The sequence below is a fragment of the Clostridium intestinale genome (assembly GCF_035905475.1).
Lineage (GTDB): Bacteria > Bacillota > Clostridia > Clostridiales > Clostridiaceae > Clostridium_T > Clostridium_T intestinale.
In genome coordinates, this window is the sequence record NZ_CP121166.1 from 1,190,562 (window position 1) to 1,211,744 (window position 21,183).

The window sequence follows — 21,183 nt, forward strand, 5'->3', positions numbered from 1 at the left end:
TTTTATAGAAAGCAGGTGTAGTTATGAAAATTATCTTAAAATATATTTTAACAAATATTAAAGAAAGAAAAGTTAGAACAATCGTTATGTTTCTCTCCATACTTCTATCAACTGTATTGCTATTTGTTTCTTTTTCAATAGGTACGTCATATGAGAATGCTCAACGAAAAATGGCACGAGGAATGGCGGGAAGTGCAACTGTATCTGTCAGATCAAAAGATGCAAACAGTACCATAAATATTAATGATATTCAAGAGCTATCTTCTATGCAAGCAAGGGTCGGCATTTTAGAGGGAACAGCCTTGTATCATGAAAATGGATATTATGAAACTATTGATTTAATTGCTTCTGATTTAACATTATTAAATCAAATCAATAAACCTAGATTAGTCAATGGTGGTGAAATAAAAAATTTTACGGGAAATCAAATTATTTTACCAGATCGATTTACCTCTAAATATGGAATTGAAAAAGGAGATACGATTACTCTACAAATACGTGGTGTTCCAATAAAATTTGAAGTTACTGAAATTGCTTTTTATGATACTGTGTTTTTAAGGCATACCAGAGGTGCAACAGCATTACTTCCAGAAGCAACGTTGGCAGAAATTTTACAGAAAAAACACGGGTATAGTGAGATTTTAATAGAGCCTATTGAAAATATTTCTACAGATGAATTGGTGGATATGCTATCTGAAAAACTTTCTGGAGAGTCAGTAATAATATCAAAGATTGTAAATGAAAGTCAAATAGTAACTGACTCAAGACAAAAATCTATGCCATTTTTTCTGATTAGTTTCTTTTCATTAACTATGAGTGTTTTCATTATTTATAGCAGCTATAAGGTTATTACGTTAGATAGATTACCGGTTATTGGGACATTTCGTAGTATCGGAGCAACTCAAAAAACAGTAACACGTATTTTGATGATTGAAAGTGCATTATATGGTTGTTTAGGGGGGATTGTTGGAATACCACTTGGAATTTGTGTTCTGAAATTTATCTTACAAGGCATGGGAAACTCTTTATCACAAGGAATAGAAATTCCCGTAGTTATTACGAGCGCAGCGGTATTACTTTCTTTTGGTGTAGCAGTTATTGTTTCTGTGTTGAGTGCATGGATACCAGTTCGTCGTGCCAGCCGATTACCAATTAAAAATGTTGTGATGGGTATGGTGGAAGAAAAACAAATGTCAAATCATTTTATTGCTGTAATGGGTATTGTATTATTTTTGATTTCTGTATTTTTGCCTAAAGTTGCTACTGGAAATATGCTATATATTGCAGGTGGATTTTCATTGTTAGGATTGATAATTGCGACAATATTATCAATTCCTCTTATAACTAACTTTTTGTCAAAATGTCTGGAACACATATATGTCATTATTTTTAAGAATGAGGGCATGCTGGCTTCAAGGAATATAAGAAATAATAAAAATATCACTCAAAATATTACGCTGTTATTCATTAGTATTTCAGCAGTTATTTCAATTACAGTAGTTGGAAGTTTTGTAAACACATATATTGTAGATGTATTTAATGGTGCAGAACTACAAGGATTTGCTGACGGAGAAATGAGTCAAGAATTTGTTAAAAATGTTGAGGAAATGGAAGGTATAGAAAAAGTACTACCTGTCCATGTGCTTAATAATGAAATTAAATTTGAGAATATTATTTTCTCACGGTTAGAAGCAACAGACAATTTAGAATGCTATAATGCAATGCTTAACTTGAACTATACGAAAAAGGATATGGAAACTACTTCAGTTTACTCATTCTCAAAATCTCGTTCTATTGTATTAAGTGAAGAGTGTCTAACTAGAGCAGATTTTCAAGTTGGAGATACAGTAACACTTACAAATGATACTGGAAGCAATTCTTATACAATTGTTGGAAGTTTTAAATCAAGGGCAACTGATGTTGAGGCAATTATTCCATCAATCTATGCTGTTTCAGACTTCAATGCTGTAAATTATAACTTTCTTTCTTATACAGCTACTAATCCAGATTCTATTATGATTCAAATAAGGGATTTATTTGGAGATACGCAAAATTGGAGTAGAACTGTTGAAGAATTTAATACAGACGCTCTTTCTACAGTAGGAGCTTTTTTACAACCTATGCATACTATGACCTACTTTGTATTATTGTTGGCTACAGTTGGTATTATAAATAATCTGCTAATTAACTATATGCAGAAACGTCGTTCTATCGCCATGTATAAGTCAGTTGGCTTGAGTAACAGACAGAATATAAAAATGACAATTATTGAAAGTTTCACTTCTGGAATGATAGGAGCTTTTATCGCAATAGTTGTATCTTATTTAGAAATACAAACTATTTTTATAGTAGCAGGTCCCAAAATATCAATGTCACCAGAAGTGGATTTTATGACATTTCTATCGGCTAGCATAATGGGAGTGTTGGTTACTTTAATAGGCTCTGTTGTCCCTATTATAAAAAGTAAACAAATGAAATTAGTTGAAGAAATAAAATTTGAATAGTAGGAGGATAAAAAAATGAAATCTATTACAGATAATATTGCTATTGAGGGTAAAAATATAATTAAAGATTTTAAAATTGGAGATACAATAACAAGAGTTCTAAGAAATGTATCTCTAAAAGTTTTAAGTGGGGAGTTCATTTCTATTATGGGGCAGTCTGGCTCTGGAAAAAGCACACTTCTGTATATTTTAGGTGGACTTGATACAGCAACAAAAGGTACAGTATCTATGAACGGAATCGATATATCCAGATTTAATGATGAAAAAATGAGTAAAATAAGACGTCAAAAAATAGGATTTGTATTTCAGTTCTATAATCTTATTCCTAATTTGAACGTAGAAGAAAATATTATGCTTCCGTTGCTATTAGACGGTAAGAAATTAAAAAATTATCATAAACAGCTTAATAACATATTAGAAGTTGTAGGTTTATCGGATAGAAGAAATCATAAATCAAGAGAATTGTCAGGCGGTCAACAACAGAGAGTTGCCATAGCTCGTGCTTTAATTGGCAATCCAGAAATTCTATTTGCTGATGAACCAACTGGGAATTTAGACAGCAATACGGGTGCTGAAATTATGGAACTATTACAATCAATAAATAAATACAGTGGGCAGACTATTATTATGGTAACTCATTCTTCTGAAGCGGCAAAAAATAGTAATAGGATTATTACTGTAAAAGATGGCGTGATTGAATAATTGTGCATGACATAATATAAAAACATCTTCAATAGTTAAAAAAGGTAGGGGTTGTAATGAGAAAATATTGGTTTTAGAATTTTCGGATAATGAAGAACATATCTTTCATTATTTATACAAAAGTTGAGAAAGAAAATGAAAGCAAACCTAAACAACCGTCAATATATCTTAGGGACTAGGTCTAAAAAAACGAAACATTGTTTTTTGAAATATAAATTAAATTTCTTGACTTTTTTAAATTTGCATTGATATAATAATCAACGAAACATGTGGTGCTTTGCACGTAAATCTGATTTACGCACAAGCACCACATGTTTTTTATTTTATTATTTAGGAGGGTTAACATGCCAAAAACAAAATTCGAAGAAATAATCTTTACACTAATTATGGTATTCCCAATGGTATATATTATGACTGTTTATAATATTGCTATTGCAACAGGTGGATTACAATACGAAACATTTGTACAAGCTATTCTAGCTATGTGGCCAATATATTTAATAGCTTTTATAGCAGAAAAATTAATAGTAGGAAAATTAGCCAAAAAACTTGCATTTAGAATTGTATCCCCAACAGATAAACCAATATTTATAATACTTGCTATATCATCATTTACAGTTTGCATAATGGCTCCTTTAATGAGTTTAGCAGCTACTATTCTCCATAATGGGGTAACAATAGAAGTACCCCTATTGTGGCTGACTGCTATTATTAAAAACTTCCCTATGGCACTATTTTTGCAGATTTTCTATGTAGGACCATTAGTACGTTTGGTTTTTAGAACTATATTTAAGCCTCAAGATGTAGTTAGGAAAGTTGCTTAAATGCACGCTTAGTCCAATTTGATATATAAGTAAATTTTATTATCAATTTCGTTCAGAAATAAACGAAGTTATCTTATTTGTATATTCCTCAGGGTGTATAAGTAAGGCAAGATGTCCACCCTCCATGTTACGTATGACAGTTGGGTGTGGCATTAATCTAATTAAAGCATCCTTCAGCTCATCACTAAAGATAGTATCTTCTTCTGAGAAAATAATCATTACTTCTTTGTAGAAAGATTCAAAATCCTCTGGCTTATGTGTTCCGTACTCATTCATTAAGTCACCTATTAATAAATCCATGTGATACCAATATTTTTTTGTTATAGATCCTTTTAATATATCAGCTATACTAGCTAACTTATGTTCAATTTCTTTATTAGGGGTAACCTTTTTAAATGCAAGTTTTAGGAAGGGAATTAACAATTTTGTGGGAATAAATTTATCTATCATAAGATTCTTTTTTAGTTTTTTAGGATTTATAAATTTTACTATATTAGTAATTCCATTGTACGTCAAATCATTATACATTGAACAAGTACCTGATAATATTAAACCTTTTAATAATCTTGGGTGACGTTTTGCCATAACTTGAGCAAACAAGCCCCCATAGGACTGACCTACCAAATACACATTATGAGCGTCTAGTTGACAAAGTAATTCAGCTAAAGCATCTGCAAGTTTAGCATTTGTATTAAAACCTAGTGGATAATTAAATGTAAGTAAGCTATATTTACTAATAAATGAACTACAAAGTAGAAAAACTCCATCAGCAAGCCCAGTACCACCAGCCAAAAAAACTAATGTAACATCATTTTCAGGATGTAAATTTTTATAATAACGATATGAAAAATCACTTCCGTTTATATTTGCATTTTGAATTGGCATTATACTATTATATTTTTCAAATTCATTCTTTATATCTATCACAATATAACCTCCCAATATATTAAATATCCCATGTGCACACTTGTGCCAAGCTCTATAAATGCAGTATAATACTCACAAAGACATTTTACAATATTTAGATAAAAATGGGCACAATATTTAAAAAGTGTGCCAAAAGGAGTAGACATGGGAGAGATTACATGCACTCAAACACAAGAATGGATAATAAGTGCCTTGCTTTCATTGATGAATAAGAAAAATTATAGGGAAATTACTATTGTTGACATTGTTTCAGAAGCGCATATAGGGCGTAGAACTTTTTATCGTAACTTTAGAAGTCAAAAATGCTATATTTTATTGGGGATAGATTACCTGAATTCATGGTAAAAGTTGCAGTAATGGTAGAACATGTTAATCCTGATGAAGTAGCCTTTACAAAAGATAATCAAGATAGTTATAACTATGCTCACTTTTTTAATATTGGCGGTTATTGGAGTATAACAACACGATGGTTGGAAAAGGAACATAGAGAATCACCAGAAGAAATGGCAAAGATAATTGAGGAATTTGTCTATAGAAAACTTTAAGAATATAGTATAATCTTTCTTATAATATAATAATTGATGAGGTACAATAAATATGACAATTGAATTAGAGAAACATTATAATAAGTTTTGTGAAGATAAGAGGTTAACTAGAAAATATGCACAAGTAGAGTTTTTAACCTCTATGAAATATATACATGAATATCTAGAGAATAATAAAGAAGCAAAGATTTTAGATGTTGGTGCTGGAACAGGCAGATACTCAGTGGCTTTAGCAAATGAAGGTTACGATGTTACAGCAGTAGAACTTGTAAAACACAATCTTGGTGTTTTAAAGTCAAAAGGAAGTAACGTAAAGGCATATCAAGGAACAGCATTAAATCTATCAAGGTTTTCAGAAAATACTTTTGATGTGACTTTGGTATTTGGGCCAATGTATCATTTATATACTCATGCGGATAAGGTGAAAGCTCTAGAAGAGGCGAAGAGAGTAACTAAATCTGGAGGAATTATATTAGTTGCATACATTATGAATGAATATAGTGTAATTACATACGGCTTTAAGGAAAATAATATTCGTGAAAGTATTAAAAATGGAAAGCTGACTGATGATTTTCATGTTGTAGCTAAACCAGAAGACTTATATGAATATGTAAGAATTGAGGATATTAATAAGATAAATGAAGCTGTTGGTATTCAAAGAGTGAAATTAATAGCAGCAGATGGACCGGCTAACTATATGAGGTCTACTATAAATGCAATGGATGATGAAACCTTTAAACTTTTTATGGATTATCATTTTTCAACTTGCGAAAGAGCTGATTTACTAGGGGCAAGTGCTCATACAGTAGACGTTCTTAGAAAAGAATAGGGAGAGAAAAATATGACATTACAGCAGTTAAAATATGTTGTAACGGTTGCGGATAAAGGAACAATTAGTGAAGCTGCTAAGGAGTTGTTTATCTCTCAACCTAGCCTTACAAAAGCTATTAAAGAACTTGAAAATGAGATGCAGATTACTATATTTAATAGAACTAATAAAGGAATCGTAGTATCAAATGCTGGGGATGAATTTCTGGCTTATGCAAGACAAGTACTTGAGCAATCTAGCTTACTTGAAGAAAGGTTTTTGAATCTTAAAAAACAAAGTCCTAGATTTTCTGTATCTACTCAGCATTATTCTTTTGCCGTAAATGCTTTTGTTGATGTTATTCGAGAATTTGGTGGAAATCAATATGATTTTACCCTTAGAGAGACTCAAACCTATGAGATTATTGAGGATGTAAGCAGATTAAAAAGTGAAATAGGAATTCTATATACTTCTTCTAAAAATCAAGAGGTTATTATGAAACTAATTAAGCAAAACTCATTGGAGTTTCAAGAACTTTTTATGGCAAAACCACATGTGTTTATTAGTTCAAAACACCCACTTTCTGATAGAGATGTTCTTACTTTAGAAGAATTAGATGACTATCCTTATCTTTCTTTTGAACAGGGGGATTATAATTCTTTTTATTTTTCAGAAGAAATCCTAAGCACCCTTGATCGTAATAGAAATATTAAAGTTAGAGATAGAGCTACCTTGTTTAATCTAGCCATTGGATTAAATGGATACACTGTAAGTAGTGGGGTAATAAGTAAAGAATTAAATGGAGAAAACATTATAGCTAAACCTCTTATGGTTGATGAGTATATGCGTATAGGAACAATTACTCAAAAGAATATGCCTCTTAGTAGGTATGGGAAAGCATATATGGAGTCTTTAAAAAGACACGTATCTGAATATGTTTAATAGAATATTAATGTGTGCTTGATATAGTTTAAAGCTATAACAAACACACATTTTTTTGTATTTTTCAATATAGCTAATTTAACTTATACTTATTTTAAAGAGAAAAAATAATTTAAATTAAATAAGTTAGGAGCGGGTAAAATGAGTAATAATGCACCTTTTAAATATGATATTGTAGGAAGTTTTTTAAGACCAGAGGAGTTAAAACAAGCAAGAAGTGAGTTTGCTGAAGGTAAAATAAGTGAAGAAGAATTAAAAAGAGTTGAAGACAAAGCTATTATCGATTTGATAGAAAAACAAAAAGCAGTGGGGCTTCAAGTTATAACAGATGGAGAATTTAGAAGAAGTTCATGGCATCTTGATTTTATGTGGGCATTTAACGGAGTTGAACATGCGAAAACTAAAACAGGAATACCATTCCATGGTGAGCCAGCATTAATTGATGACACATTCTTAACTTCAAAATTATCTATTGAAAATCATCCATTTGTTGAACATTTTAAATTTGTAAAACAATATGAAGATGAGGGTAGAGTTGCACGTCAGACAATACCAGCACCAGCACAATTTTTATTTCAAATGATAACAGCAGGAAATCAAGAAAGTACTAAAGCTATTTATGAAAATGAAGAAGATTTAATTCAAGATATTGCAGATGGATACAAAAAAGTGATTAAAGAGCTATATGAAGTAGGGTGTAGAAATATACAATTTGACGATTGTACTTGGGGAGTTTGCGTAGATCCTAATGCTTGCCTCATACTTGGAACAGATGAAGCTGGACTAAAAAAGGTTATTGATAAATTACTGAAGGTTAATAATCTTGCAATTGAAGGTAAGCCTGAAGACTTGGTAATTACAACTCATATATGCCGTGGTAACTTCCATTCCACTTGGGCTTGTCAAGGAGGTTATGGACCAGTAGCAGAAGATCTTTTCCAAAATGAAAATGTTGATGCTTTTTATCTAGAGTTTGATGATGAACGTTCAGGTAACTTTGAGCCACTTAAATATCTAGCTGAAGATAAAAAAGTAGTATTAGGTCTTATAACAACAAAATCACCATTGCTTGAAGATAAAGAAACTATAATAAACCGTATTAAGGAAGCTTCAAAATATGTTCCATTAGATCGCTTATGCCTAAGTCCACAGTGTGGTTTTGCCTCTACTGAGGAAGGAAATAAGATAACAGAAGAAGAACAATGGGCAAAACTTAAATTAATAGAAGAAATAGCTAAAGAAGTGTGGAAGTAATAAAATAATGAGTATACAATTTTATCTATAATAAAATTCCCTATTGATAATCATATAAGATGTCAATGGGGAATTATTTTTCTTCATTGTTCTAATAACTTTTGGTTATTTTTAGCAGAAATTATGTAATGTTATGATATAATATTATGGAGTTTAGATATAATTTATAATTAAACAGGAGTATAGTATGTATAAAATTTTGATTGTTGAAGATGATACGATAATTGCAAAATCAATAAAAAATAGCTTGGATCAATGGAGTTATGAAACAGAAGTTGTTGTTGATTTTAAGGATGTTATCGCTCAATTTATAGAGTTTGATCCACAACTTGTGTTATTAGATATTTCTTTACCTTTTTTTAATGGCTACCATTGGTGTAGTGAAATTCGAAAAATATCAAGTGTACCTATAATTTTTATTTCCTCTATGTCTGATAATATGAATGTTATCATGGCAGTAAATATGGGAGGGGATGACTTTATCTCAAAACCTTTTGATTTAAATATTCTTGTAGCAAAGGTTCAGGCACTTATTAGAAGGACTTATTCCTTTGGTGGGAAAATGGATATCATAGAACACAAGGGAATTGTTTTAAATCTTAGCAGTACAAGTCTTGAATATAACAATAATAAAATTGAACTTACAAAAAATGAATTTAAAATACTTCAGATTTTATTTGAAAACGTTGGTAAAGCCATTTCTAGAGAAGATATAATGACAAGACTTTGGGAAAGTGATAGTTATATAGATGATAATACCTTAACTGTTAACGTTACTAGACTTAGAAAAAAGCTATCAGATGCTGATATTTTAGACTTTGTTAAAACAAAAAAAGGTATTGGATATATGGTGGAATAAGATGAACATTATATTAGGTTATATTAAAGATCATATAAAATCACTAATAATTAACTGTATTTTCATTTCTATATTTGTAGTAGTTTTCTATTTATATTCATTACCCTTTGAAACAATTTTCTATGGATTTATTTTGTCAGCTGTAGTAGGAGCTTTTTTTATTGGTTTTGATTTTAATAACTATTATAAAAAGCATAAAGGACTAACTTATATAGAAAAACATGTTAATTTAGGAATCGATAATATGCCTGTAGCTGATAATATAATAGAAGCTGATTACCAAAATATTTTAAAAAGACTTTATGAACAAAGTACAGAACTCATCTCAAAAACAGATATTAAACAAAGTGAGATGATTGATTATTATACCCTTTGGGCTCATCAAATAAAAACACCAATAGCAGCAATGAGACTGCTTCTTCAAAGTGATAAAAAAGAAGAAAATAAAGAATTACTGGAACAAACCTTTAAGATTGAACAATATGTAGAAATGGTGCTTAGTTATTTAAAAATAGATGGATCATATTCTGATTTGGTGTTTCAACATTATAAATTATTAAATATAATAAGGCAAAGTGTTAGAAAATATGCTCATATGTTTATAAGAAAAAATATATCACTTGAGTTAATTGAGATGGATTGTACAGTACTCACCGATGAAAAGTGGCTTTCATTTGTAATTGAACAGATACTTTCTAACTCTTTAAAATATACAAGAAGCGGTAAAATATCAATTCGTATGCATGAAACCAAAGAAAAAGTTCTTGTTATTGAAGATACAGGAATAGGGATAGCTGAAGAAGATTTACCTAGAGTATTTGAAAAAGGATTCACAGGATACAACGGACGGATGGATAAAAAGGCAACTGGAATAGGGCTTTATCTTTGTAAAAAAATTTTAGATAAACTATCTCATAAAATAACCATCAAATCTAATGTAAATGAGGGAACTACTGTGGAGATAGATCTTTCATCTATAAATACAATAATTGAATAAAGGAGAATTAAAATGAGTAAATAGGCAAGAGCAGCTATAAAAGTGACCTTGCCTTTTTTTGTGTGGAAATATATGTATCATTTTTTAGAATATGGCGTTATCCCATTTTTATATAGCTTATCTACTAACTTGATCAAATCTTCTTCCGATAGATCTTTTCCTTGTTGGAGCCAAAGGCGAAATAAGGAAAGTGATGTTGATATGTAAAACTCAATCAAGTAAGGACTTAAAAAATTATATTCTGGCAAGTTTGAAGCTAATCTATCAAATGGAATTTCTTTTTTCAAACGTGCTAAAAAATGAACACTTCCGTAATCACCTAAAAGAGCCTTAAGAGTTGAGATATGATCACTTTTTTCTAAACAATGAAACGCATCTTGTATAGGATCTGTAGATGGTTCCTTATTCATCAATTGCTCTTTTATGTAGCTCAATAAATCATTTTCAACAAAGTCTAACAGTTCATAAATATCAGAGAAGTATTGATAAAATGTGCTACGGTTATATCCTGCCTGACTAGTAATATCCTTAATAGATATTTTTTCGATAGGCTTTTGACTATATAATTCACAAAAAACATCTATAAAGGTTTGTTTTGTTTTTTCTGTAATTTCGGGTTGCTTTTTCATTTTAGCCTCCTTTTGCAAAAAAATCATCCAACAAATAATAAAAAACTGATGGTTGATAAAGCCATAATAAAGATTTACAATCCTATTATACAACGCGTTGTCGGATAGTCAAGAGAGAATATTATGTATAAGTAGGAGTGATTTTTATGTCAATAAAACAAGATAAAATTTTAATTTTTGGTGCAGGTGTTATAGGAAGCATATACGCAATTAAATTTATTGAAGCAGGGCTTGACGTTACAATTTTTGCACGTTCAAATAGATTTAAAGTATTGAAAGAAAATGGTTTACAATATAGTGAAAAGGGCACGGTTAAATCTATAAAAGTAAATGTTATTGATAAGCTTGAGAATGATGATGTATATGATTTTATTTTCGTTACAGTACATTACAATCAATCAGAATCAGCTTTATTAGCACTAAAAGACAATCAAAGCAAAAATATAGTTATGATGACAAATACTTCGATGGGGTTTTCGACCTGGCAAAATATTGTTGGAGATAGGATTTTACCAGCCTTTCCTGGTTTTGGAGGACAGATTAAAGATGGAATTCTGTATGCTCGATTTGCATCAAAGTTTCTAATAGCTACTATGTTCGGAGAAATTAGTGGCTTAGAGACAGAACGTGTGGAAAAGCTATCAAAAATATTTAAAACAGCAAAACTTCCCTATACAATTAATAAGGATATGAAAGCCTATCTAATAACACACTCAATATCAGATATTGCACTTTTGGGCGGTTTATATTTTGAAAATAATATAAATTATGAAAAAACAGCTAAAACCAGACAAACGGCATACAAAATAACAATCACTTTAAAAACGTATTTAAGGGCAATACAAAAAGCTGGAGTTGATATTAATCCACCTGTATTTAAAATTATGCTTAAATGTCCAAATTTTGTTCTGGATTTTTTATTTATGATGTGGCTAAGAACTAAAATGGTTAAGGATATGTTGCTTCCGGACTATGCTAATAATGCAAAAAAGGAAGTTGTGAAACTAAAAAATGATTTACTAAAATTTTTAAGTCAAAAGGGTGTCACAATATAAGTATGAATAAAGGATAATAATAAAAGCAATGGAGGAGGTTCTCCTTCTTTTTTTGTTTTAAGAAGAATATAGAACTAATTCATATCTCATTACTTGCTACAAATATAAAAAGAAAGTATAATTATTGATAATATCAACTAATTTGGAGGCGAGTATGAATAAGGAAGAAATAATTAGAAAAGAGGTAAGATTAATAGTGAGAGAGTTAGGGTTACTTAATCGCAATTGCTTAAATTCTGACATGACACTTGCTCAAGCTCACATATTAAACTACCTAAAACTAAATGGGAAAACTCCTTTTAATGAATTACTAATAAATTTGGGTATTGATAAGGCTTCACTAAGTAGAATAATTAATAATTTAGAAACTAAAAATTATTTAGAACTGAAGAAATCTGAAACTGATAAAAGAATGAAAGATATTTGTATTCTTCCATTAGGGATGGAAGCTATAAATGATGGGGATTATAAAGCAAATAAATTTATTAATGAAATTTTAAATTTAGGTGATAGTGAGGATACAGAAGATATTATAAGAGCTTTTAGAACATTTCGCATTCTTGCATTAAAAAATAATCTTAAAAAGAATGATTCAAGAATATTAATAGAAAGAATCTCAGAAAATTATAAGGCAGACGCAATTAAACTATCAACAGATGTATTTACTAATGAGCAAAGCATTCCAGCAGAATTGGTTCCAGTTAATGATAACTTAAAACCAGTTTGGTGGTGTGCAAGAGTGGGAGAAGATATTATTGGAGTGACAGCAGCTTGGAAAGAAAAAGATAAATGGCATTGGGGAAGATTTGCTGTTGATAAAAGATTAAGAGGTATAGGCATTGGCCAGAAGCTAGCGATGTTTTCATTAAAAGAAATTTTCAATTCTTATACAGAAGAAATTTATATTGAAGCAAGAGATGCAACTGTAAATATGTTAATGAAATATGGATGTAAAATCATTGGAGAAGCAGAAGCTTTTTATGATGAACCTGTAACTCCGATAACATTAAACAAGAGTGATTTTATGAAGATATGTAACTAGAGTTACAAGTATAGCAGAAAAAATATAACTAAAAAGAGGTATAAATTTATGATAAAACCAATAGTAAAAGATGTATTGTTTCTAGGACAAAAATCAGAAGAGGCAACTAAAAATGATATAGCAGTAATTGATGATTTAATAGATACGTTAAGAGCAAACTTAGAAAATTGTGTTGGATTGGCTGGTAATATGATTGGAGTGAAAAAGCGTATATTGGTATTTACTGCAGGAAAACTTATTGTGCCCATGATAAATCCAATTATACTAAAGAAAGATAATCCATATGAAACAGAAGAGAGTTGCTTGTCTTTAATTGGCTTTAGAAAAACAAAGAGGTATGAAATCATAGAGGTGGAATATCTTGATAGAAGTTTTAAGAAGCAAAAGCAAGTGTTTACTGGATTTGTAGCACAAATAATTCAACATGAAATGGATCATTTTGAAGGTATAATAATTTAATTGAATAATTAAAACAGCTGTGTTGGTTTTGCTGCTACAATCTCAAAGGACATTTTAGAAGAAGATAATCCTGCAAACTCATTTGAAGCTGTTTATAGAAAACAAAACATAGAAAATTTAACCCTTGACTTTCCAATCAGGATTGTTAAGGGTTTTATTTATATCTAAGAATAATCAATGTAGGCAAAGCCTAAACAAATTATAATGAAAAATCTTTAGAATGTGTTACTTATACAGTTAATAGTACCGCAAATAAATAAGGTATTTAGTCTGTAATAAGGAATTTACAAAATATGTTATAATAGGAGTGGGAGAAAATCTGAGTAATAGACAAATAGTAATTTTGAAAGTGAGGTATAAGGGTGAATAAAATTAAATATGTGATGATTTTTATACTGATGTCCATGTTAATAATTGGATGTTCTAAAAATTATATGACTTCCATTTATAACGATAATGAAAAAATATCAAGTGATACAAATAGTTTTAATCTTGATGTTAAGGAGCAAAGTATTGATGGTCAAAAATTTAAGGGAGTAATAGAAAAAATAGAAGGAATGGATACAATTTGGACTTATGAGGCTGATAAAGATACGATGCTAGATATAACATATTTATTAAATGTATCCAGTGGAAAATCAAAATTAGTTTTAATCTATCCTGATAGTTCAGTTACGACTATTATAGAAACTACTAAAGACTCAGAAGTAGTTGATTATGAAACAAATCCTTTGCAAATTAAGAAAGGCCTTAATAGAATCAAAATAGTCGCTGACGAGAATACAAGTCTTGAATTTAACATAAATATTCCTAACGGTGAATTTAAAGAATTAGGTCTGTAAATTACAAATTTAAAAGGGGAGAACATAAATGGAGAGAATAGCAGTAGTTGCAGACATTCATGCAAATATTCATGCACTGCAGGTTTTTATGGATCACATAAATAAAGAATGTGAAGTATCAAAGATTTTAAATGTGGGGGATTTTCTTCAAATAGGACCAAATCCGGTAGAAGTTTTTGATATTGTTATGAATGACAAAAGGTTTATAAACATTATGGGTAATAATGAACTTGTCCTATTTAATAGAGAATTAATGAAGTTTCCTAAAGAGGAAGTGGAGCATCAAGATTGGGTTATTCATAAACTCGGGGAAGATAGAATGTATAAATTAGAAAAGCTACCTTTTAAAAGAATAATTAATATTAAAAACAAAAAGATTCTTATGCTGCATTCAAGGATAAACAGTATTATTGAGTTTCCAATTTTATATGAAAAGAAAAGTTTAGAAGAATTTATAGATGATTATGATGAGGATGTTGATTATGTTTTAATTGGACATACTCATTTACCTCTGTATGCTACAAATTGGTCATTAAAAAACATATTAAATCCTGGAGCTTTTGGGTGCGGCAAGGATGGTATAGTGAAGTTCCTTATTATGGAGATAGACAATGAACTGGTTAACATTACTTATAAACAGTTAAGGTATGATAAACAAAAGGTATTTGATGATTTTAAAAGCAATAACGTTCCTTATGGTGAAAAGTTTTGTGAAATGTTTTATTAGGGGATTTATATTATGAAAGATAAATTTTTATGCGTTATGGCACAATATGACGAAGAAACAGAACAGAAGCTTAAGAAAATTCAAAATATATTATCAGACAATGGCTTTAATGGTAGTCAAACACCTAATCTTCCTAATCATATTACACTTGGAACTTTTAAAATATCAGAAGAAGAAGCTCTTAAAGAAAAAATAAAGAAAGTGTCTAAAAATTTTCAAAGCTTTGATATAAAGTTAAATAATATAGGATTATTTGGGCTTGATGTTTTGTTTATAGCTCCTTTAGTTAGCTATGAACTTTTAAATTTACAAAAGTATTTTAGTAATAACTTTGCTGATGATTTAGATTGGACAGCTCATACAACTATGTTAATAGAGAGCCCTTATGTTATTCAAAGAGCATTACCTTTAGTCTCCAAAAACTTTAAAGGCTTTAGGGGAAGGATTGAATCTATTAGTCTTTATGAATTCTGGCCAACTAGATTTATTATAGAAGAAAAACTTATTTAATAGTAACTAAAAGTCTTTAAAAGCGCATTATTACTATATATTCTTATATTCTTATATTTTTTAGAATATAAGAATATAAGAAGTTAAGTTCTTTTATTCTTTTAAATATTACTTCTTAAGAAGTTTTATTCTTTGAGCTGAGTTAAGGTCAGTGTGAAAAATAATAAAAGTAAATAAAGAGATAAGATTTGTAAAATATAATAAACTAAAAGGGGCTAAGAGATAGACTTTAAGATGTCTATCTCAATTTTTTGCAAAGTTTTTGTCTGTTAAATGTATGTATGGATAACTATAATTAGATTATAAGTTAAATACAGGGCAGTGTATATTTAAGGTACTTCGATTTTGAATTAAGGTGTCACAAGTTCGATTCCTGTTCAATAATATCAATGATATATTGGTAGCTCAGTTGGTAGAGCACTATTTCTTAAATAGCTTTTCTCCCTGTAGTATTTAAAAGTGGGTAGTGAAGGAAAGTGTTACTTCATAAGTGATTAAAGCTCTTAGATGAGCAGAACACTTTTCACTTTTCTCCCATTTTAATTTTAGATTATTTTTTAATAAAGGAGTGAGATTTATGAGTAAGTTTAATAGAAATTTAAATAAATTGACTAAAAATAATGAAGGACATATTGCTTATGAAATGAGTTTAATAGATAGATTAATTATTCAAGTTTTAACAGGTTTTTTTGGAGAAGACAAGTTCTATTTAAATAATTCATCTCAAATCATTAAAGATATAAGAGAAGTTTGTATAATAAACCCTTCTTTTATTGCCAATTTAGCTATATATGCTAGAAAAGAAATGCATCTAAGAAGCATATCTCATGTTTTAGTTGCAGAACTTGCAAAGTCATCTTCTGGGAAAAAGTATGCTAGAGAAACAATATATAGAGTAATTGAGAGAGTTGATGATATGTCAGAAATTTTAGCATATTACTTAAATGAATTTGGAAAGCCAATTCCGAACTCAATGAAAAAAGCAATTGCAGAAAAACTTTTGACTTTTGATGAGTATAGCATAGCTAAGTATAAGGGGGATAAAGAGCTTAAAATTAAGGATATACTTTGCTTGGTTCATCCAACACCAAGGGATGAAGAACAAAGCAATATGTTTAAGAGGATATTAGAAGGAACCCTAAAAACGCCTATCACATGGCAAACTAAACTATCAACACAAGGAAATACAAAAGAATCTTGGGAAGAGCTTATTGAAAATAACAACCTTGGATATATGGCTTTATTGAGAAATTTGAGAAATATAATTAAAAGTAATCCAAAAAACATAGAGAAAGTTTATGAAATATTATCAGACAAAGATAGGGTATTAAAAAGCAAACAATTGCCTTTTAGATTTTATACAGCATTTAGTACTTTATATAAAGAAAATTTGGGAACTTCAAAATTATATGATGCTTTAGAAACCGCGATTAAGCACTCAACTAATAATATTTCAAAGCTTAAAGGAAAGACATTTATTTCAGCGGATGTTTCAGGTTCTATGACAATGCCAATAAGCGCAAAAAGTGAGATTACTTCAGCTAACATTGCAGTACTAATGATGGCAATATCTAATTATATATGTGAGGAGACCATAACTAGTACTTTTGATACTGTATTTAATTTAAAGCCAATGGCAACTAATAATGGAATAATTTCAAATGCATTATCAATTCCTGTTACAGGAGGCGGTACTGATATTACATTACCAATAAGGTACCTGCTTCAAAAAAAGATTTATGTAGATAGAATAATACTGCTTTCAGATAATGAAATAAATTACGGATACAAGGAAACTTGTCAAAGTTATATTGAGAAATATAAAAGAACTATAAATCCTAATGTTTGGGTTCATGGAATTGATATGCAAGGATATGGAACTCAACAATTTTGTGGTAATAAGGTCAATATAGTTTCAGGTTGGAATGAAAAAATGATAGAATTCATTTCAACAGTTGAAGAAGGCGTTGGAGATTTGAGAAGTAAGATAGAGAATTATCATTTTAAGGAGGAAAATTATTATGAAATTCATACAGGGAAAATATAATAATGCTAAAGTATTTACTGATAACATAGAAAAAGAAGCAATAGAACAATTGAGGGAGCTTTGTAATCAACCTTTCATAGAGGAATGTAAGGTTAGAATAATGCCTGATACGCATAAAGGAGCTGGTTGCGTTATAGGATTCACAGCAGATTTAGGCGATAAAGTAATCCCTAATATTGTGGGCGTTGATATTGGTTGTGGTATGTTAACGGTTAGCCTCGGTAAAATAAATATAGATTTGGAGTTATTAGATGAAATTATAAATAAGTGTATACCTTCTGGAAAAAACACTCACGAAGGCAGAACAGTTAAATTTGAAAAGTTACAAGAATTAAAATGCTTTCGCAGTTTAAAGAATTCAAAAAGGATTGAGAGAAGTATAGGGACTTTAGGGGGAGGAAACCACTTCATTGAAGTTGATAAAGGTGAAGATGGAAATCTTTATTTAGTAATTCATTCAGGAAGTAGAAATTTAGGAACACAAGTGGCAGATCTTTATCAGAACTTAGCTATAGATTTATGTGCAGGAAAAGAAGATTACTTTATTAAAAGAGATGAAATTATTAGAGTGTTTAAAGAGCAAGGAAGAAGAAAAGAAATAGAAAAGGAACTAAAGAAATTAAAAAAACAATATGATGAATTAATGCCATCATACCCAAGAAATTTATGTTTTTTAACAGGAAGGTATAGAGAAGAATACCTTCACGATATGAACATATGTCAAGAATATGCTACTCTAAATAGAAATGTTATGGGAGAAATTATTCTTAATAAACTTTTAGGTAAAGGATTAAAGGAATTTGAATCATTTACAACCATTCATAATTACATTAATTTTAAAGATAACATTATTAGAAAAGGCAGTGTGTCTGCATATGAAGGTGAAAAGTTACTTATTCCTATAAATATGCGAGATGGAAGTCTTATTTGCATTGGAAAAGGTAATGAAGATTGGAATTATTCCGCCCCACATGGAGCAGGAAGAATAATGAGTAGAACAAAAGCTAAAGAAAAAATTAATTATGAAGAATATAAAAAAGCTATGGAGGGAATATATTCTACTTCTGTAACAGAAGAAACAATAGATGAAGCGCCTATGGCTTATAAGTCTATGAAAGAAATTATAGAAAATATTAGTGAAAGTGTGGATGTTATTGGTATAATTAAACCGATATATAATTTTAAGGCTCAAGGGTAATTTATAAAAGAGAGGTGCTAAATGTTTGCTGATTTTATAAAACATTATGATCTTATACGTTCTATATTAAGAGATGTATTTTTATATGGCTGCTTTTCAAGAGATGACTATGAGAGTAAAAAAAGAGGAAGCTCTAGAAAAGTGAGCTATGAAATGAGAAGAATACAGCAATATATAGAAAAGGATTTTATTAAATTTGATAGAGATGGAAAAACGAAGCTATTAAGCTTAAGTTATGACTCCATTACAAATACTAAAAATTTTTTAGTTAGCACCTACCTAAATAAGAGCTTTACTAAATCTGATTTAAAACTTTATTATTATATACTACTAACGTTGAACCAATGTGATAGAGTAATTAATCTTAAGGAATTAGAAGTATTTTTAATAGAGAATGAGCTTTTAGATTTTGATAAAATAAGTAGTAAAACTATAGAGAGAAAATTAAGCGAACTTTGCAATTCAATGGGTTTAGTTGATATTGAAAAACAAGGTAGATGTAAAGCATATAGATTAGCTGATGATATCTTAAGAGAAATAACTGATGAAGAATTAATTAGATTATATTTATTAACTTCATTATATAAAAACATACTTTTCCCTAATATTGGAGGGTATTATTTTGAGGATACCTTAAGGCAATATATGAATTTCCATAGAAATATAACTGAAGATTATGATGATATTTTTCAGTATCAAAATCTTCATTTTCACCCAATTATAGAAGAAGAAATACTGTGGACGTTAATTAAAGCTATAAATGAAAATAGAAAAATAAAATTAGATTATAAGATAAACGAGAGTAGAAGAGCGCGATATAATCAAGAGACAGTCATACCTTATAAAATTCGTTATGACATAAATTGTGGTAGATTTTATTTGGTGGCCTTTCAAAATGAAAGGTGTTTTATTTCTAGGCTTGATAGAATTCATAAAGTTAAGATTTTAAATGAATACTACCATGAAGATGGATTATCAGAAAAATATAATCTTTCCATGGGAAATAGCTGGTCATCTGTTCATTTAAATGGAGAAAGTACACCTCAAACCTTAAAGTTTAAAATAACTATTAATAACAAAAGTGAAATGTATATTATAGAAAGAATAAAAGGCGAGCTTAAAACCTATACTGTTGAACAAGATGGTGAAGATAAGTTCCTCTTTACAAAAGTGGTTAACGATTGCTATGAAATGATACCTTGGATAAGAGGATATGCTGGTAAAATAGAGATTATAGAACCAAGCTATATAAGAAGAAAGATAGATAATGATTGGAAGGAGATGCTTAAAAACTATGGAGTTATTTCATGAGTATAAAAATAGATATTTTAATTTAGTTTTTAAGTTATTGAATTTATCAAAATATGGGTTATCTCAGGAGGAAATACTAAAAATAATAGATAAAGAAGCCTACGATGAAAAAGTAATCGGAAAGGATTTTTTAACTTTTGAAGGATTAGTTTTAAATAAGTATAAAGTTGAAGATAATCTTAATCTACTTAAGGAAGTAGATGGAAAGTACTATCCAATACTAGAAAATGATAAGGATATCCCCTTAGCTATTAGATTCTCTAAAATTGAGAAGCAATGGCTTAAGAGCATGTTAAGGGATAATATGGCAAGAGAACTTTTAGGTGAAAGGTTAGTATTAAAGCTAGAAAAAGAGTTAGTAAATGTACATTCTATTAAAAATGAAGTAATAGAAAAAACTAATAGATTTTTAAAAGAAGAAGCAAGTGATATTACGAGTATAAGAGAGACTTTTTTTACAGCAATTGAAGGAATAATAAAAAATTGTCCTATAAGATATACAAGTACAGGTAAGAATGGCAGTGTGTATAAGGATAGGCTAGCTTTACCTATTAGAATAGACTATTCATTAAGAGACGAGTTGTTAAGGCTATCAATGTACTCAATTGATGAAGATAGACCTATTATGCTTTTATTAAGAAATATTAAAACTTTGAAATTAGAACCTAATGTTAAAGTTAATAAAAGTAGAGATGAAATGCTTAAACGACTAAAAGATGAAAAGTATTCTAAAGAGCCAATAGTTATGGAACTTGTTGATGAGAGAGGATCTATGGAAAGATGTTTTATGGGGCTTTCATCTTATGAAAGAAGTACTAGAAATTTAGGTGGCAATAGATATGAGGTGAAAATTTATTATTATTTATTTAATGAAGATGATGTTATAAGAAGAATATTATCCTTAGGACCTTATGTAGTGGTAAAATCTCCTGAATATATAAGGGACAAGATTATTAATATTTTGAGAAATGCCATATGAAAACTTTATAATTATATAAGGA

Annotated in this window: 22 protein-coding genes; 20 read left to right on the forward strand and 2 right to left on the reverse strand. The window is 29.5% G+C overall.

Features of this window, described 5'->3' with window-relative positions; genetic code table 11:
• The first annotated feature begins 23 nt into the window (after positions 1–23).
• From P8F83_RS06205 to P8F83_RS06215, 3 genes are all read left to right on the forward strand, one after another.
• Positions 24–2,504 (forward strand): ABC transporter permease, encoded by a 2,481-nt coding sequence (locus P8F83_RS06205; RefSeq protein ID WP_326513902.1) that lies wholly within the window; start codon positions 24–26, stop codon positions 2,502–2,504.
• 15 nt (positions 2,505–2,519) lie between these two features.
• Positions 2,520–3,206, forward strand: a complete 687-nt coding sequence (locus P8F83_RS06210; protein WP_326513903.1) for an ABC transporter ATP-binding protein — start codon at positions 2,520–2,522, stop codon at positions 3,204–3,206.
• Between the two features lie 344 nt (positions 3,207–3,550).
• Positions 3,551–4,030 carry a DUF2798 domain-containing protein gene (locus P8F83_RS06215; protein ID WP_326513904.1) on the forward strand — a complete coding sequence of 160 codons (480 nt, stop codon included), beginning with the start codon at positions 3,551–3,553 and terminating at the stop codon, positions 4,028–4,030.
• A 42-nt stretch (positions 4,031–4,072) separates the two neighbouring features.
• On the opposite strand, the gene P8F83_RS06220 is transcribed toward P8F83_RS06215, so the two are convergent.
• Entirely contained in the window at positions 4,073–4,957 is an 885-nt protein-coding gene (locus P8F83_RS06220; RefSeq protein ID WP_326513905.1) for an alpha/beta fold hydrolase, read from the reverse strand.
• Between the two features lie 144 nt (positions 4,958–5,101).
• Here P8F83_RS06220 and P8F83_RS23545 point away from each other — a divergent pair, with 144 nt between their 5' ends.
• From P8F83_RS23545 to P8F83_RS06250, 7 genes are all read left to right on the forward strand, one after another.
• Positions 5,102–5,302: a TetR/AcrR family transcriptional regulator gene (locus tag P8F83_RS23545; protein ID WP_420022605.1), complete on the forward strand. Its 201-nt coding sequence runs from the start codon at positions 5,102–5,104 to the stop codon at positions 5,300–5,302.
• Complete coding sequence (locus P8F83_RS06225) at positions 5,260–5,502, forward strand: TetR-like C-terminal domain-containing protein (RefSeq protein WP_326513906.1); 243 nt, start codon at positions 5,260–5,262, stop codon at positions 5,500–5,502. The genes P8F83_RS23545 and P8F83_RS06225 overlap by 43 nt, the downstream gene beginning before the upstream one ends.
• 52 nt (positions 5,503–5,554) lie before the next feature.
• Complete coding sequence (locus P8F83_RS06230) at positions 5,555–6,331, forward strand: class I SAM-dependent methyltransferase (protein ID WP_326513907.1); 777 nt, start codon at positions 5,555–5,557, stop codon at positions 6,329–6,331.
• A 12-nt stretch (positions 6,332–6,343) separates the two neighbouring features.
• Positions 6,344–7,252, forward strand: a complete 909-nt coding sequence (locus tag P8F83_RS06235; protein WP_326513908.1) for a LysR family transcriptional regulator — start codon at positions 6,344–6,346, stop codon at positions 7,250–7,252.
• Positions 7,253–7,393: 141 nt separating this feature from the next.
• Positions 7,394–8,506: a 5-methyltetrahydropteroyltriglutamate--homocysteine S-methyltransferase gene (locus P8F83_RS06240; protein WP_326513909.1), complete on the forward strand. Its 1,113-nt coding sequence runs from the start codon at positions 7,394–7,396 to the stop codon at positions 8,504–8,506.
• Positions 8,507–8,693: 187 nt separating this feature from the next.
• Positions 8,694–9,365: a response regulator transcription factor gene (locus tag P8F83_RS06245; RefSeq protein ID WP_326513910.1), complete on the forward strand. Its 672-nt coding sequence runs from the start codon at positions 8,694–8,696 to the stop codon at positions 9,363–9,365.
• Position 9,366: 1 nt separating this feature from the next.
• A complete protein-coding gene (locus P8F83_RS06250) occupies positions 9,367–10,362 on the forward strand; it encodes a sensor histidine kinase (protein WP_326513911.1) in 996 nt (331 codons plus the stop codon).
• Between the two features lie 77 nt (positions 10,363–10,439).
• Here P8F83_RS06250 and P8F83_RS06255 read toward each other — a convergent pair whose 3' ends face one another.
• The gene (locus P8F83_RS06255; protein WP_326513912.1) at positions 10,440–10,991 is read right to left on the reverse strand and encodes a TetR/AcrR family transcriptional regulator; all 552 of its coding nucleotides are present in this window, start codon (positions 10,989–10,991) and stop codon (positions 10,440–10,442) included.
• A gap of 146 nt (positions 10,992–11,137) precedes the next feature.
• Between P8F83_RS06255 and P8F83_RS06260 the strand changes: the two genes are divergently transcribed.
• The 10 genes from P8F83_RS06260 to P8F83_RS06305 all read left to right on the forward strand — a co-directional run bounded on the left by P8F83_RS06260 (position 11,138) and on the right by P8F83_RS06305 (position 21,161).
• The gene (locus P8F83_RS06260; protein ID WP_326513913.1) at positions 11,138–12,046 is read left to right on the forward strand and encodes a ketopantoate reductase family protein; all 909 of its coding nucleotides are present in this window, start codon (positions 11,138–11,140) and stop codon (positions 12,044–12,046) included.
• A gap of 154 nt (positions 12,047–12,200) precedes the next feature.
• The gene (locus tag P8F83_RS06265) at positions 12,201–13,088 is read left to right on the forward strand and encodes a GNAT family N-acetyltransferase (protein WP_326513914.1); all 888 of its coding nucleotides are present in this window, start codon (positions 12,201–12,203) and stop codon (positions 13,086–13,088) included.
• Positions 13,089–13,136: 48 nt separating this feature from the next.
• Complete coding sequence (locus P8F83_RS06270) at positions 13,137–13,547, forward strand: peptide deformylase (protein WP_326513915.1); 411 nt, start codon at positions 13,137–13,139, stop codon at positions 13,545–13,547.
• A gap of 383 nt (positions 13,548–13,930) precedes the next feature.
• Entirely contained in the window at positions 13,931–14,389 is a 459-nt protein-coding gene (locus P8F83_RS06275; protein ID WP_326513916.1) for a 50S ribosomal protein L7ae, read from the forward strand.
• 28 nt (positions 14,390–14,417) lie between these two features.
• Positions 14,418–15,116, forward strand: a complete 699-nt coding sequence (locus P8F83_RS06280) for a metallophosphoesterase family protein (protein ID WP_326513917.1) — start codon at positions 14,418–14,420, stop codon at positions 15,114–15,116.
• 12 nt (positions 15,117–15,128) lie between these two features.
• Positions 15,129–15,626, forward strand: coding sequence for a 2'-5' RNA ligase family protein (locus P8F83_RS06285; protein ID WP_326513918.1), 498 nt, complete (start codon positions 15,129–15,131; stop codon positions 15,624–15,626).
• A 577-nt stretch (positions 15,627–16,203) separates the two neighbouring features.
• Entirely contained in the window at positions 16,204–17,673 is a 1,470-nt protein-coding gene (locus P8F83_RS06290) for a TROVE domain-containing protein (protein WP_326513919.1), read from the forward strand.
• Positions 17,648–18,871 (forward strand): RtcB family protein, encoded by a 1,224-nt coding sequence (locus P8F83_RS06295; RefSeq protein WP_326513920.1) that lies wholly within the window; start codon positions 17,648–17,650, stop codon positions 18,869–18,871. Before P8F83_RS06290 ends, P8F83_RS06295 begins: the two co-directional genes overlap by 26 nt.
• Before the next feature lie 21 nt (positions 18,872–18,892).
• Entirely contained in the window at positions 18,893–20,182 is a 1,290-nt protein-coding gene (locus P8F83_RS06300) for a helix-turn-helix transcriptional regulator (protein ID WP_326513921.1), read from the forward strand.
• On the forward strand, positions 20,166–21,161 hold the full coding sequence (locus P8F83_RS06305; RefSeq protein WP_326513922.1) for a WYL domain-containing protein: 996 nt from the start codon (positions 20,166–20,168) through the stop codon (positions 21,159–21,161). The genes P8F83_RS06300 and P8F83_RS06305 overlap by 17 nt, the downstream gene beginning before the upstream one ends.
• The last annotated feature ends 22 nt before the right edge of the window (positions 21,162–21,183 follow it).

Coding starts and splice junctions, on each gene's coding strand:
- P8F83_RS06280 (WP_326513917.1), top strand. CDS start 14,418: ATGGAGAGAATAGCAGTAGTTGCAGACATTCATGCAAATATTCATGCA.
- P8F83_RS06285 (WP_326513918.1), top strand. CDS start 15,129: ATGAAAGATAAATTTTTATGCGTTATGGCACAATATGACGAAGAAACA.
- P8F83_RS23545 (WP_420022605.1), top strand. CDS start 5,102: ATGGGAGAGATTACATGCACTCAAACACAAGAATGGATAATAAGTGCC.
- P8F83_RS06275 (WP_326513916.1), top strand. CDS start 13,931: ATGATTTTTATACTGATGTCCATGTTAATAATTGGATGTTCTAAAAAT.
- P8F83_RS06230 (WP_326513907.1), top strand. CDS start 5,555: ATGACAATTGAATTAGAGAAACATTATAATAAGTTTTGTGAAGATAAG.
- P8F83_RS06295 (WP_326513920.1), top strand. CDS start 17,648: ATGAAATTCATACAGGGAAAATATAATAATGCTAAAGTATTTACTGAT.
- P8F83_RS06205 (WP_326513902.1), top strand. CDS start 24: ATGAAAATTATCTTAAAATATATTTTAACAAATATTAAAGAAAGAAAA.
- P8F83_RS06265 (WP_326513914.1), top strand. CDS start 12,201: ATGAATAAGGAAGAAATAATTAGAAAAGAGGTAAGATTAATAGTGAGA.
- P8F83_RS06225 (WP_326513906.1), top strand. CDS start 5,260: ATGCTATATTTTATTGGGGATAGATTACCTGAATTCATGGTAAAAGTT.
- P8F83_RS06255 (WP_326513912.1), bottom strand. CDS start 10,991: ATGAAAAAGCAACCCGAAATTACAGAAAAAACAAAACAAACCTTTATA.
- P8F83_RS06250 (WP_326513911.1), top strand. CDS start 9,367: ATGAACATTATATTAGGTTATATTAAAGATCATATAAAATCACTAATA.
- P8F83_RS06215 (WP_326513904.1), top strand. CDS start 3,551: ATGCCAAAAACAAAATTCGAAGAAATAATCTTTACACTAATTATGGTA.
- P8F83_RS06300 (WP_326513921.1), top strand. CDS start 18,893: ATGTTTGCTGATTTTATAAAACATTATGATCTTATACGTTCTATATTA.
- P8F83_RS06245 (WP_326513910.1), top strand. CDS start 8,694: ATGTATAAAATTTTGATTGTTGAAGATGATACGATAATTGCAAAATCA.
- P8F83_RS06260 (WP_326513913.1), top strand. CDS start 11,138: ATGTCAATAAAACAAGATAAAATTTTAATTTTTGGTGCAGGTGTTATA.
- P8F83_RS06210 (WP_326513903.1), top strand. CDS start 2,520: ATGAAATCTATTACAGATAATATTGCTATTGAGGGTAAAAATATAATT.
- P8F83_RS06305 (WP_326513922.1), top strand. CDS start 20,166: ATGGAGTTATTTCATGAGTATAAAAATAGATATTTTAATTTAGTTTTT.
- P8F83_RS06290 (WP_326513919.1), top strand. CDS start 16,204: ATGAGTAAGTTTAATAGAAATTTAAATAAATTGACTAAAAATAATGAA.
- P8F83_RS06240 (WP_326513909.1), top strand. CDS start 7,394: ATGAGTAATAATGCACCTTTTAAATATGATATTGTAGGAAGTTTTTTA.
- P8F83_RS06235 (WP_326513908.1), top strand. CDS start 6,344: ATGACATTACAGCAGTTAAAATATGTTGTAACGGTTGCGGATAAAGGA.
- P8F83_RS06270 (WP_326513915.1), top strand. CDS start 13,137: ATGATAAAACCAATAGTAAAAGATGTATTGTTTCTAGGACAAAAATCA.